11 protein-coding genes are annotated in these 13,495 nt (G+C 68.6%); 3 read left to right on the forward strand and 8 right to left on the reverse strand.

Going from position 1 to position 13,495, the window contains the following annotated elements:
* Nucleotides 1–81 precede the first annotated feature (81 nt).
* Together IE185_RS10870 and IE185_RS10875 are read left to right on the forward strand one after the other, a co-directional pair.
* A complete protein-coding gene (locus tag IE185_RS10870; protein WP_138893963.1) occupies nt 82–1,626 on the forward strand; it encodes an MFS transporter in 1,545 nt (514 codons plus the stop codon).
* 93 nt (nt 1,627–1,719) lie between these two features.
* The gene (locus IE185_RS10875) at nt 1,720–2,160 is read left to right on the forward strand and encodes a PRC-barrel domain-containing protein (protein ID WP_138893962.1); all 441 of its coding nucleotides are present in this window, start codon (nt 1,720–1,722) and stop codon (nt 2,158–2,160) included.
* Between the two features lie 67 nt (nt 2,161–2,227).
* Here the strand turns inward: IE185_RS10875 and IE185_RS10880 are convergent, their stop codons facing one another.
* From IE185_RS10880 to IE185_RS10905, 6 genes are all read right to left on the reverse strand, one after another.
* Entirely contained in the window at nt 2,228–3,757 is a 1,530-nt protein-coding gene (locus tag IE185_RS10880; protein WP_138893961.1) for a helix-turn-helix domain-containing protein, read from the reverse strand.
* 222 nt (nt 3,758–3,979) lie between these two features.
* Nucleotides 3,980–4,789: a leucine-rich repeat domain-containing protein gene (locus IE185_RS10885; protein ID WP_138893960.1), complete on the reverse strand. Its 810-nt coding sequence runs from the start codon at nt 4,787–4,789 to the stop codon at nt 3,980–3,982.
* Between the two features lie 59 nt (nt 4,790–4,848).
* The gene (locus IE185_RS10890) at nt 4,849–5,535 is read right to left on the reverse strand and encodes a TniQ family protein (RefSeq protein WP_138893959.1); all 687 of its coding nucleotides are present in this window, start codon (nt 5,533–5,535) and stop codon (nt 4,849–4,851) included.
* 5 nt (nt 5,536–5,540) lie between these two features.
* A complete protein-coding gene (locus IE185_RS10895; RefSeq protein ID WP_373303710.1) occupies nt 5,541–6,593 on the reverse strand; it encodes an ATP-binding protein in 1,053 nt (350 codons plus the stop codon).
* Nucleotides 6,590–8,458, reverse strand: a complete 1,869-nt coding sequence (locus IE185_RS10900; protein WP_500809311.1) for a Mu transposase C-terminal domain-containing protein — start codon at nt 8,456–8,458, stop codon at nt 6,590–6,592. Before IE185_RS10900 ends, IE185_RS10895 begins: the two co-directional genes overlap by 4 nt.
* Before the next feature lie 17 nt (nt 8,459–8,475).
* Entirely contained in the window at nt 8,476–9,228 is a 753-nt protein-coding gene (locus IE185_RS10905) for a TnsA-like heteromeric transposase endonuclease subunit (RefSeq protein ID WP_138893957.1), read from the reverse strand.
* A gap of 292 nt (nt 9,229–9,520) precedes the next feature.
* Here IE185_RS10905 and IE185_RS10910 point away from each other — a divergent pair, with 292 nt between their 5' ends.
* On the forward strand, nt 9,521–12,328 hold the full coding sequence (locus IE185_RS10910) for an aconitate hydratase (RefSeq protein ID WP_138893956.1): 2,808 nt from the start codon (nt 9,521–9,523) through the stop codon (nt 12,326–12,328).
* Nucleotides 12,329–12,399: 71 nt separating this feature from the next.
* Here the strand turns inward: IE185_RS10910 and IE185_RS10915 are convergent, their stop codons facing one another.
* Together IE185_RS10915 and IE185_RS10920 are read right to left on the reverse strand one after the other, a co-directional pair.
* Nucleotides 12,400–12,612: a DUF397 domain-containing protein gene (locus IE185_RS10915; protein WP_138893955.1), complete on the reverse strand. Its 213-nt coding sequence runs from the start codon at nt 12,610–12,612 to the stop codon at nt 12,400–12,402.
* The gene (locus IE185_RS10920) at nt 12,596–13,441 is read right to left on the reverse strand and encodes a helix-turn-helix domain-containing protein (RefSeq protein WP_138893954.1); all 846 of its coding nucleotides are present in this window, start codon (nt 13,439–13,441) and stop codon (nt 12,596–12,598) included. The genes IE185_RS10915 and IE185_RS10920 overlap by 17 nt, the downstream gene beginning before the upstream one ends.
* Nucleotides 13,442–13,495: the final 54 nt, after the last annotated feature.

Genomic DNA, 13,495 nt, shown 5'->3' on the forward strand with positions numbered 1-13,495 from the left:
AGTGGTGGCCCCCATAGTGGGGGCTTACGGTCGAATGGTGGGTGAAACCGCCCACTGCCCCTTCCGTGAGGGCCATACGCCATGACGACTCCACAACCGGCACCGGCGAAAGCGGGCGCCGCTCCGGGACCGGAAGGGCGGAACGGCCTCGCCCTGCTGGTCATCGCCTCGTGCCAGCTGATGGTGGTCCTCGACATCACCATCGTGAACATCGCCCTGCCGCAGATCCAGCGCGACCTCGAGTTCTCCACGACGAGTCTGTCCTGGGTGGTCAACGCCTACACGCTGACGTTCGGAGGGCTGCTCCTCCTCGGCGGCCGGGCCGGTGACATCCTCGGCCGCCGCCGGGTCTTCATCTTCGGCGTCCTGCTGTTCGTACTGGCCTCCCTGCTCGGCGGGCTCGCGCAGAACGCCGGCCAACTCCTCGCCGCCCGCGCCCTGCAGGGTGTCGGCGGCGCCATCGCCTCGCCGACGTCGCTCGCGCTGATCGCCACCACCTTCACCGAAGGCCCCGCCCGCAACCGGGCCTTCGGGGTCTTCGCCGCGGTCTCGGCGGGCGGCGGCGCGATCGGGCTGCTGGCCGGCGGCATGCTCGTCGAATGGCTGGACTGGCGCTGGGTGTTCTTCGTCAACGTGCCGATCGGAGTGCTCATCGCCGTCGCCACCCCCCGCGTCATCAGGGAGTCCGAGCGCCACCCCGGCCACTTCGACGTCACCGGCGCGCTGACCTCCACCCTCGGCATGGTGTGTCTGGTCTACGGCTTCATCCGCGCGGCGCAGGAGGGCTGGACCGACGGCCTGACACTGGCTTCGTTCGGCGCCGCGGTGGTGCTGCTCGGCGCGTTCGTCCTGGTGGAGCGGCGCTCGAAGCAACCCATCACGCCGTTGCACATGTTCGCCGACCGCAACCGGGCGGGCACGTACGGCATCATGCTCAGCCTCGCCGCCGCGATCTTCGGCATGTTCTTCTTCCTCACGCTGTTCGTCCAGGGCGTCCTGGACTTCAGCCCGCTCACCGCCGGTCTCGCCTTCCTGCCGGTCAGCGCCGTCATCGCGGTGGGCGCGGGACTCGCCTCCCAGCTCCTGCCGAAGTACGGGCCGAAACCCTTCATGGTGGTGGGGTCCATCCTGGCGGCGGCCGGCCTGTCGTGGCTGACCCTGACGGACATCGACTCCACGTATCTGGGCAGCATCCTCGGGCCGATGCTGGTCTTCAGCCTCGGCATGGGCATGAACTTCGTCGCCCTGACGCTGATGGCCGTTTCGGGGGTGTCCCCGCAGGAGACGGGCGCGGCCTCGGGGCTGCTCAACGTCACGCAGCAGGTGGGCGGCTCGCTGGGACTGTCCATCCTGGTGACGGTGTTCGGCACGGCGAGCCGCAACGAGGCGAAGGACCAGGTCCCGGGCTTCCTGGCGCAGGCCACCCCGGCGCAGCGGCTGGCCTTCGAACGTACCGGTCAGCTCCCGCCGCCCTGGGCCGACGAGGTCCTCACCTCGGGCGTCTCCGCCGCGTTCATCGTGGCCGCCGCCTTCACGGTCGTCGCCGCGATCATCGCGCTCGTCGCCATCCAGGTACGCCCGTCCGACCTGGAACGCCTCAAGGGCGGGACAATGCCCGGCCTATGAGCCCGCCGCCGCGCCCGGCCCGCGCCCGTTTGCCGTCGGGACGACGGGCAAGACGGCAGGGGACAGGCGGCGGCAGGACATTGAGGAGCAGCAGTGATCACCCAGGAGCAGCTCGGCAGGCTGACCGGCCGTCCCGTCCACGACGCGGACGGGCTCGACATCGGCCACGTGGAACGCCTCCTGCTCGACGACACCACCGGCCGCCCCGAGTGGGCTCTGGTGCGCGGCGGCCCGTCCGGCCCCGGTGACGCCTTCGTGCCGCTGCGGGAAGCCGTCCTGGCCGGCGACCACGTGGAGGTCGCCTTCACGGCGGCCGCGATCGCGGCGGCCCCCGGTACCGGGGGCGACGACGTCCTGACCGTGGTCGACGAGCGGACGCTGTTCGCGCACTACGGCATCAGGGACGTACGGGAGCAGGTGAACGCCGACGAGGGAACGGGCTGGTCCGCGATGGACCGCGCCCAGCACATCCGCGCCGGCGCGAGCGGCCACGAGGACGCCCGCACCCGCCTGCGCCCTTACGACCCGGCCTGACGGAGGGCCCTGACACAGGTGAGGGGAGCGGCCGCGATCCGGCCGCTCCCCTCACCGCCATCGCGCGCTAGATGTCCCGGAAGATCTCGATCTGCGCGCCGACCGAGTTGAGCCGCTCCGCCAGCTCCTCGTAACCACGGTTGATGACGTAGACGTTGCGCAGTACGGACGTGCCCTCGGCCGCCATCATCGCCAGCAGCACGACCACGGCGGGGCGCAGGGCCGGCGGGCACATCATCTCGGCGGCGCGCCAGCGGGTCGGGCCCTCGACCAGCACGCGGTGCGGGTCGAGCAGCTGCAGGCGGCCGCCGAGGCGGTTGAGGTCCGTGAGGTAGATCGCCCGGTTGTCGTACACCCAGTCGTGGATCAGGGTCTGGCCCTGGGCCACCGCCGCGATCGCCGCGAAGAACGGCACGTTGTCGATGTTCAGCCCGGGGAACGGCATCGGGTGGATCTTGTCGATCGGCGCCTCCAGCTTGGAGGGCCGTACGGTCAGGTCCACCAGCCGGGTACGCCCGTTGTCCGCCTCGTACTCGCCGCTGCGGTCGTGGTCGAGGCCCATCTCCTCCAGCACCGCGAGCTCGATCTCCAGGAACTCGATCGGCACCCGGCGGATCGTCAGCTCCGAGCCCGTCACCACGGCTGCCGCGAGCAGGCTCATCGCCTCGACCGGGTCCTCGGACGGCGAGTAGTCCACGTCCACGTCGATGTTCGGTACGCCGTGCACGGTCAGCGTGGTGGTGCCGACCCCCTCGACCCGTACGCCGAGCGCCTCCAGGAAGAAGCACAGGTCCTGGACCATGTAGTTGGACGAGGCGTTGCGGATGACGCTCACGCCGTCGTGGCGGGCCGCCGCGAGCAGCGCGTTCTCCGTCACCGTGTCGCCGCGCTCGGTCAGCACGATCGGCCGGCCGGGCCCGGCCGACGGCTCCACCACCGCGTGGTAGATGCCCTCGGTCGCGGTGATGTCGAGGCCGAAGCGGCGCAGCGCGATCATGTGCGGCTCGATGGTGCGCGTGCCGAGGTCGCAGCCGCCGGCGTAGGGGAGCTTGAAGTGGTCCATGCGGTGCAGCAGCGGGCCGAGGAACATGATGATGCTCCGGGTCCGGCGCGCCGCCTCCGCGTCCATGGAGTCCATGTCCAGCTCGGCCGGCGGGACGATCTCCAGGTCCTTGCCTTCGTTGATCCAACGGGTGCGCACGCCGATGGAGTTGAGCACCTCCAGCAGGCGGTAGACCTCCTCGATGCGCGCGACGCGCCGCAGGACGGTGCGGCCCTTGTTGAGGAGTGAGGCGCAGAGCAGCGCCACGCAGGCGTTCTTGCTCGTCTTCACGTCGATCGAACCGGAGAGACGGCGGCCGCCGACGACACGTAGATGCATCGGTCCCGCGTACCCCAGCGAGACGATTTCACTGTCGAGGGCCTCGCCGATCCGCGCGATCATCTCAAGGCTGATGTTCTGGTTGCCGCGCTCGATGCGGTTGACGGCGCTTTGGCTGGTGCCCAGCGCTTCAGCGAGCTGTGTCTGTGTCCAGCCCCGGTGCTGCCGGGCGTCACGGATGAGCTTGCCGATGCGTACGAGGTAGTCGTCTGCCATGGCGGCAGGTTATCTCAGATATGAGATGCCGCATTCCGAGGGACGGGTGTGGCAGTCGTGGCGCGGGGCATGCGCCGGTGCGGTCGCGGGGAAACGTCGGGGGCGGCGGATGTCCTTTGACACTGAAGTTAGTCGCCTGGGTCGCGCTGACCTGCCACGACTAAGTTGGTTGGCAAACGATCACGTGAGACCGATCGCGGCGTTGGCGGTCACGTCGGCTGGTCAGTCCCAGTCGGACGCCGGCTGATCGACTCGGCCGCCTGTGTGTGGTGTGGGGATGTAGCCCTTCGCACCGTCGGGGAGGTCGGCGACACACGCCGACGAGCAGGCGCTGACCAGCAGAGGAAGCACGTCGGTGGCCACGCGTAGCGAGATCCACACCTGATGGAGTCCGCCCTGTGCGATCGGATGATTGCAGACACTGCAGCGATGGATGACGGTGACGCCCCATCGCCGGGGATCCAGGTTCTCCAGATCGAGGTCCGCGACGGAGCCCTGGGCAGGCTGAAGCCTCGGGAAGGGCGGCCGCAGCTTCTCGTTGCCGAACAACGCGCGCGTGCTCGCTGTGCTGCGGGTCAGCTTCGGGCATCGGGTGATCTCGTAGGGGAACCAGTGCAGCCGGTAGGAGGTGTATGGGGTGAACTCCTCCAGGCTGGTCATGGATCCGATCTCGGGCGGGATGCGGACCAAGTTGCTGCCGTAGAGCACCAGGTGTTTGACCGCCGTCAGTCTGGCGATGCTCGGGGGCAGGGTGATGACCTGCCGCCGCTCTTCTGGGCTCAGATCGGTGAGGGGACGGAACTCTTCGCGCCCGTCGGCGATCGCCTCATCGACCAGCTCCAGCAGGTGCTGCCAGCCCGGGGCGGAGGTGTCCTGCCGTTCGGTGTGGAACCCGACGCGGGCTCGCGGTTGCGGCCTGGACTGGTCGAAGCACGAGCACGCGTCCTGGCGGGGTCCCTGCCACTCCGGGGCTGGATCTGATGTGTCGCCCCAGCGGTTCACGTAGAGCCTTGGTTCATCCTCGTCCGTCATGGCACCAAGATACGGAGGTTGCTGAGGGCCGCTTCAGTCACTATGCGCGCGAGAGAGACTCAGGGGCCAACGCTTGCGCGGGGAAGCTGACGCTGCTGATGGGGAATTGCGTGACGTTCCACATGCGGACGGGACCGGAAGTAGACGTTGATGGAGGAGTAGGACACGGAAACGTCGTGGTCGTCCATCAGCCGGTTCCAGATCTCTCGGAGATCGAGGCGTTGGGCGAGCATGGCGTCAATCAGGGTTCGTGTTGAGTCGTTGATCGCGGGGGCCGGCCGTCTGGCTGGCTGGCCCGTCGTGGGACCTCTCCTGGTCCTGTAGGTGCTCGGCGCTGGCATTTCCAGGATGGTGCGGATGGTCTGGGAGGGCAGCTGGTGGCGTCTGGACAGGTCACGGATGGTCGCAGTCCCGGACTGGGCAGTCTCGCGGATGTGGAGGGCCAGGTCCGGGCGGTCGGCCAAGGGGACGGTGCTGGGGTAGCGGACGTTCGGCTTGTTGCGTCGTCGTGGCGATGCGACGTCGGCCAGGGCCCGTTCGAGCGAGTGTCTGGGGCGGCCGGAGACTGCTGCGAGGCGGGAGAGACTGGGTTTGCCGAACCAGAACGGTGGGCCGCAGAGGAAACGGTGCAGGTAGCTGGGCTTGAGGTGGTTGGCGCGAGCCAGGCGTCGGATGTAGGAGTCGGTTGTCTCCCCGAGCCGTGGCGGAACCTGGATGGGAAGCAGGGCAGGGCGGTCAGTGTGCACGCGGGTTACCTTCGGGCCGTCTTCTTGGACGGGGACGTCGTCGCGGTTTCCGCGGCGTGGTCCAGAGGGATCGCGTCGATCGCTTCTTTGGTCACACGCTCGGTGCCGTTGAGGATTGCGTCGATCGCGGCGCCGCGGATCGCGTGAGACAACGCTCCGATCATGCCGTCGGCCCGGTTGTGGAGATAGCGATCCATCTTGACCAGGCTTCCCGGCGGGTGTTCGTGCAGGAGCAATGTCTCTTCCAAGGTTGCGACCAGCCTCTTCCATTCGTCTCCGTAAGGAAAAGGCCGGGTGGGAACGAGGGTGAACCGGCCCGCGATCTGGGCGCCCCGCGTGCCGGCCAGCAGTTCGCTGGTCTCCAGGCCGATGCCGGCGTAAACGAACGTTGCGGGGATGCGCTCCGAGAAGTACTTCAGAGTGTCGGAGACCTCGCCGCCGGCCCGCGTGACCTGCGAGACATTGTGGATTTCGTCGACGAGCACGAGGCCGGTGCGAGTGTCGGTGCAGACGCCGACCACTGCCTCGATGATGTCCGTCATGTTCGAGCGGCCTCGGACGGGAAGGCCGAGGAAGCGGGCGAACTCAGCGGCGACCATGCGGGCGGTGGCCGCAGGCGGGACGGTGATGTAGAGAACCGGGATGCGGTCGGCGATGTTCGGGTGCCGGGCCCGGTCGAGGAGTTCGTGGGACCGTCCGAGCTGGGTGATGGCGCTGGTCTTGCCCGTGCCGGGAAGCCCGGAGACCATCAGGCCGCGGCGGGCACTGATCGCGTGCCGGTTGAGCAGGACCAACCTGCGACCACAGATCACCGTCTTCTCGACGAACGAGGTGGCGACCGTGAGCATGCGGGCGTGATGGCCGAGCCGATCGTCGTCGTAAAGGTCCCGGCCGGTGGGAGAGAGCTGCTTCAGGTCGCCGGGAGACAAGAGGACCGGGGGCGCGGGGGATCTGTCGATGAACCTCCGCCATCCGTCCAACGTGGTGAGCTGTCGGTTGGCATCGGCGTCGACCTCCAGCAACGCGGTGTGTCGGGCCGCTAGTTCAGGGGTGGTCACGAACGCCTCCAGGGATTGGCGAGCGGGTCGAACAAGCCCAGCGGGATGACCTTGGCCAGGCCGGAGTCCGTATCGCCCTCCGGCGTCGCCTCGGTGACCGGCGGGTCAGGATTCGACCGGTCGGTCCTGGTGGCCCGGGTGCGGGCAGCGACGCGGCGGTCTCGCCGAGAGGTCTTGGCCGGACGGGCGTTCTCCTCTGCGGGGCCGTCGTGGGCTCGCTGTAGAAGGGCAGCGGCAGCATCGGCGATCTGTTCCTCGCTCCCGCCGGGCACCTGTTCACGGGCGTGGTCCCAGGCCATCTCACCGAACGGGACGCCGACGCGGTGCAGGTGCTTCCAGAACACCGTGATCCACCGGGCCGGCTCGCTGCGGCGGTCGCGTACCCAGATGCGGGAAACGTCGTAGGGGTCGTAGTGGATCTCCCATAGCCCCTTCTTCTCCGCCACCCCGGAGTGCTGGCGGCGCATGGGGGTCAACTCGCGAGCGTCATAAGTGCGGTGGTTGATCCGGATGCCGTAGGCGTTGATCGCCTGCCACCGTTCGGGCAGCAACTCGATGTAGTCCTCTCCGCTGAGCGGGGCCGGAACGTAACCGCACGACTCCAGCAGCGTCGCGTACTTCTCGTTCGGCGAGAAGGCCCGCTTCGGAGAGTCCGGGTCCCGCAGTGCATCGTGCGGACGGTTCTGCCAGACGGCGGCGGTCCACTCCTCCAGCAAACTCTGCAACTCGGGCAAGGACCACAGCGGCCCGTTCTCCAGCCCCCGGCCCCGGCGGTCCACCGACCGGCCGGTGTAGCCCGCGACGAACTGCGCGAACAGCGTCGCCACCGACCCCAGCGTCTTCTCGATCGCGCCCTTCTCGAAGGGCGACGCCTTGTGAGTCGGCTGAAGACTGATGCCCAGGTAGCGGCAAGAGGCGCGGAAGTTGTTCGAGATGAAGACCTTCCCGTGGTCGCAGACGATCGTGTCCGGCACGATCACCGGCCTAGCAGCCGCGTGCTCCAGCCTTTCGTCCAAAGCCAGCAGCCGCCGGTGTGGCATCGCCGACCTCGACATCCGAAGGGCCTCCGACCAGCCAGGACGCATTTCCTCCGGGGTGATGCTCCGGGCCAGGAGAGCAGAAGCGTCGGCAGCCTTCGTCGTCGGCCGCAGCACCACAGCGGCCAGCGACCTGGTCGCCAGGTCGATCATGGCCGTCAACTCGACCTTCTCGGCAATACCGTCGTCCAGCCGCACCAGGACATCCAGCGGTGTGGAGTCGATCTGCATCCATTCGCCCGGCGCGCAGGCGGGCACCTCCCCGAACGGACCGGCCGGACGCGCGTTCACCGAACGGCGCGTGGTCGCCGAGCCCGTCGCGTGAGTGCCGGTCGCCAACCTGTCGAACAGCCGATAGAGCGTGCGCTCGGACGGCACCTCGACACCTTCCGCGTCCTCGCGTGCGTTCAGGATCTGTGTCGCCCGCCAGACCACGAAGCCGATCGTCTTCGACGACGCCTCGGCGGTTTCCTCGATCGCCTCTCGCATCGCCTCGACCACCGCCGGGTCGACCCGGCCGAACGACGGCATTTGTTTCGCCGACCGGCCATCGGCCAGCCCGACCAGCCCGTCGCGCTGGTAGCGCTGGCGCCGCTGCTTGACGCCGCTGGCCGTCATCGCGTGCCCGGCCGCCGTCAGCTCGGCAGCCTTGGCCCGCTCCCGCTGAGCCAGCGAGTTCCGAGCCGGATCGAACTCCGGCCGTGGCGCCGTCCCCGCAGGCGCATCCGGCGGCAAGCCGTCCAGAACCTCCAGAATGTGCCTCTCCCACCAGCGGGCCTGATCAGCGGCGCTCTCCGGGAATTCCGCGATCCTGCCCGTCGGAGGCACCCGTCGCCCATTCCCCGTCACCGTCCACCTCCGTCCGCCAGGCGCACGATGGTGGACGGCCCCAGCAACTCGACCGACAGTCCCGCGGCGGCCACTTCCTGGAGCCAGAGGAGATGGAACAAGGCAGGCAGCGTCTCAAGCCGGTCGCCGGCAGCATCAGCCCCGACCATCAGTGGGACCGGAGCCGAGAGCGTTGCCCGGAGCCGGTCCGCAACCGGTCCATGCAGGCACCGCGGATGCCGGTAGCGCGACAGCCACCGCACATTCGCCAGTAGCACCGCCTCCGGCACCCCGACCCGCTCGAAGGCCCATCCCGCCTGGCCGCAGGCCAGGCGGGTGACCTCGAACGCCTCGGCGTCCTTCGGCTCGATCCGTTCATCGGCGCGGACGTCGACAACCACCGCCGAGCCGTCCGTGCGGCGTACGAAGTAGTCCGGAGCGTGCCGACGCTCCCGCTTGCCGTCGTGCCAGTGCAGCCAGAACGGTTGCGAGGCGATCCCCGTCACCTCGGGATCGAAGTCCATCAGTAAAAGCCGGTCCCGCTCCAGCCACGACTCGAAACCGACGTGCTGGCCGGTCGTCGCCGCCCAGTACCAGCCGGAGAAGTGACGCTCACCGCGAGACCAGCGAAACGGTCGTACGGCAGCCACGTCCTCGAACCGGGCCGTCACACAGTCCAGCAGCGGACGCCGCCGACACTCCCGTACAGCATCCACGTACGACAGCTCGACGTACGGCTCCGCAAGATCCACCCCGACCGGTACGGCCACCCAGCACCCCCAGTACGTCCCCTCGTACGACTAGGTTCGCTGGCAAGGAAGCCGGAACGACTGAGTTCGCTGTCAAACGCCTCGATTGGATGACAGCGGTCAGCGGAGGTCCGGGCATGACCGAATCGCGGTCATGTACTAGAGTTATCTCGACATCGAGATATCTGCCGAAGGCGTACCGCAGCCGCCGACCGGTAAGGGTGACCTAACTAAGTCTTACCTTAGCGGATGGCCAGGGGGTCGTGGCGGCAGGATGCGGTAAGAAACGCGCACATTGAAGAAGGAGACTGTCGTGTCGGCGAACAGCTTCGACGCCCGCAGCACGCTGCGCGTGGGCGACGAGTCGTACGAGATCTTCAAGCTGGACAAGGTCGAGGGCTCCGCTCGCCTCCCTTACAGCCTGAAGGTGCTGCTGGAGAACCTGCTCCGCACCGAGGACGGCGCGAACATCACCGCCGACCACATCCGGGCGATCGGCGGCTGGGACTCGCAGGCCCAGCCCAGCCAGGAGATCCAGTTCACGCCCGCGCGCGTGATCATGCAGGACTTCACCGGCGTGCCCTGTGTCGTCGACCTCGCCACCATGCGTGAGGCCGTCAAGGAGCTCGGCGGCGACCCGGCGAAGATCAACCCGCTGGCCCCGGCCGAGCTGGTCATCGACCACTCCGTCATCGCCGACAAGTTCGGCACCGCCGGCGCCTTCCAGCAGAACGTCGAGCTGGAGTACGGCCGCAACAAGGAGCGCTACCAGTTCCTGCGCTGGGGCCAGACCGCCTTCGACGAGTTCAAGGTCGTCCCCCCGGGCACCGGCATCGTCCACCAGGTCAACATCGAGCACCTGGCCCGCACCGTCATGGTCCGGGGTGGCCAGGCGTACCCCGACACCCTCGTCGGCACCGACTCGCACACCACCATGGTCAACGGCCTCGGCGTGCTGGGCTGGGGCGTCGGCGGCATCGAGGCCGAGGCCGCGATGCTCGGCCAGCCGGTCTCCATGCTCATCCCGCGCGTCGTCGGCTTCAAGCTGACCGGCGAGCTGCCGGCCGGCACCACCGCCACCGACCTGGTCCTCACGATCACCGAGATGCTGCGCAAGCACGGCGTCGTCGGCAAGTTCGTCGAGTTCTACGGTGAGGGCGTCGCCGCCACCTCGCTCGCGAACCGCGCCACCATCGGCAACATGTCGCCGGAGTTCGGCTCCACCGCCGCGATCTTCCCGATCGACGACGAGACGCTGAAGTACCTGCGCCTGACCGGCCGCGACGCGCAGCAGGTCGCGCTCGTCGAGGCGTACGCCAAGGAGCAGGGCCTCTGGCTCGACCCGGCCGCCGAGCCCGACTTCTCCGAGAAGCTGGAGCTCGACCTGTCGACGGTCGTCCCGTCGATCGCCGGCCCGAAGCGTCCGCAGGACCGTATCGTCCTCGCCAACGCCGCCGAGCAGTTCGCCAAGGACGTCCTCAACTACGTCGAGGTACCGACCGTGGGGGCCGGCACCGCCGCCTCCCCGGTGGACGAGGCGAGCGACGAGTCCTTCCCGGCCTCCGACGCCCCGGCCTACGGCAGCCAGGAGAACGGCGCGGGCGCCCCGCAGCACGCCGAGGGCACCGGTGCCGCCGTCCCGTCCAACCCGGTCACCGTGACCGCACCCGACGGCTCGACGTACGAGATCGACCACGGCGCTGTCACCGTCGCCGCGATCACCTCCTGCACCAACACCTCGAACCCGTACGTCATGGTCGCCGCCGCGCTCGTGGCCAAGAAGGCGGTCGAGAAGGGCCTGACCCGCAAGCCGTGGGTCAAGACCACCCTCGCCCCCGGCTCGAAGGTCGTCACCGACTACTTCGACAAGGCGGGTCTCACCCCCTACCTCGACAAGGTCGGCTTCAACCTCGTCGGCTACGGCTGCACCACCTGCATCGGCAACTCGGGCCCGCTGCCCGAGGAGGTCTCGAAGGCCGTCAACGACAACGACCTCGCGGTCACGTCCGTCCTCTCGGGCAACCGCAACTTCGAGGGCCGCATCAACCCCGACGTCAAGATGAACTACCTGGCCTCCCCGCCGCTGGTCGTCGCGTACGCCATCGCGGGCTCCATGAAGGTGGACATCACCAAGGACGCCCTGGGCACCGACCAGGACGGCAAGCCGGTCTACCTCGCGGACATCTGGCCCACCGAGGCCGAGGTCAACGACGTCGTCGCCAACTCCATCGGCGAGGACATGTTCAACAAGTCCTACGCCGACGTCTTCGCGGGCGACGCCCAGTGGCAGGCGCTGGAGATCCCCACCGGCAACACGTTCGAGTGGGACAACGAGTCGACGTACGTGCGCAAGCCCCCGTACTTCGAGGGCATGACGATGGAGACGACCCCGGTCGCCGACATCTCCGGCGCGCGCGTGCTGGCCAAGCTGGGCGACTCGGTCACCACCGACCACATCTCCCCGGCCGGCGCCATCAAGGCCGACACCCCGGCCGGCAAGTACCTCACGGAGCACGGCGTCGAGCGCCGCGACTTCAACTCCTACGGCTCGCGCCGTGGCAACCACGAGGTCATGATCCGCGGCACGTTCGCCAACATCCGTCTGCGCAACCAGATCGCGCCGGGTACGGAAGGCGGCTTCACCCGCGACTTCACCCAGCCCGACGCCCCGGTGTCCTACATCTACGACGCCTCGCAGAACTACCAGGCCGCCGGCACCCCGCTGGTCATCCTGGCGGGCAAGGAGTACGGCTCGGGCTCGTCGCGCGACTGGGCCGCCAAGGGCACCGCACTGCTCGGCGTCAAGGCCGTCATCGCCGAGTCGTACGAGCGCATCCACCGCTCGAACCTCATCGGCATGGGCGTCCTTCCGCTCCAGTACCCGGAGGGCGCCTCGGCGGACTCGCTGGGCCTGACGGGCGAGGAGACCTTCGAGATCACCGGCGTCACCGGCCTGAACGACGGCGGCATCCCGGACACGCTGAAGGTCAAGGCCGTCAAGGACGGCGGCGAGACGGTGGAGTTCGACGCGAAGCTGCGCATCGACACGCCGGGCGAGGCCGACTACTACCGCAACGGCGGCATCCTGCAGTACGTGCTGCGGTCGCTGATCCGCAACTAGTCGTCACCGCCTGACGACCGAGGGGCCGCATCCCAGCGACGGGGTGCGGCCCTTCGGCGATCCCCGTGCGGTCAGAGCGCGCCGTTCCTGACGGCGGTGACGAAGTGCGCCCAGCCCGCGGCCCGGAACACGAGCGCGGGGCCCCCGGGTGCGGTCTTGCTGTCGCGGACAGGTATGAAGCCACCGGGGCAGTCGTCGGCGACCTCGACGCAATCGCCCCCGTCGCCGTTGCTGTACGAGGACTTGCGCCACGCGGCTGTGCTCAGGTCAGGTGTGGTGATCATGTGTCGTGTAGTCCTTCGCCGCCGACTCGATCAGGGCCAGGGACGCCTCCGGCGACAGCGCGGCGGCCCTGGCCAGATCGTAGGCGGATCGGAACTGGGCGACCAGGGCGGGTTCTTCGACGAGCTGGTCTGTATAGGAGCCTTCGGTGTAGACGACGGGCGGCTCGTCGGTGAAGTCCATCAGCGACACGTTGGTATTGAGGAACGGATGGGGTCCGGCGCTGAAGGGCATGACCTGGAGCACGACATGGGGCCGGGTGTGCGCCGCCTTGAGCAGGTGCATGAGCTGGCCGTGCATGACAGCGGGACCGCCGACCGGCACGCGCAGCATGGCCTCGTGGGTGATCACCCAGAACACCGGCGCCGTGGGCGAGTCGAGCAGCTCCGCCCGTTCCATCCTGGTGCCGACGTGCCCCTCGATCACCGACTGCGCGGCGAACGGGTGGGCGCCACGGGTCAGTGCCCGCGCGTAGCCCTCCGTCTGCAACAGCCCCGGAACCAGCATGGACCCGAACTGGCTGATCGCTGTCGCCCGCTGCTGCAAGTCCGCCGCGTCGGCGAAGTACTCGGCGACCTTCGACTTGCGTGCGAGGCGGCACAGGCGCTGAAGGTGCTCACCACTGCCCAGCACACCGTCGAGCATCTTCGACAGATCGAACTGAGGCCGCCGCGTCGCGCCCTCCAACTGGCCGATGTACGCACCGGAGCAGAAGACCTGCTCCCCGAGCTGCTCCTGTGAGTGGCCACCGGCTTCGCGCAGGCGGCGCAGTTCCGAGCCGTAGAACGACCTCGGGTCGGTGTACGGATCGAGGTCCTTGGGCTGAGGCATGGGCAACGCTCCTTCCGCGCACACCGAGCGTAGCCGCCCGCAGTGACACTGCGC

The organism is Streptomyces chryseus, from assembly GCF_014650755.1.
In the GTDB taxonomy this organism is placed as follows: Bacteria; Actinomycetota; Actinomycetes; order Streptomycetales; family Streptomycetaceae; genus Streptomyces; species Streptomyces chryseus.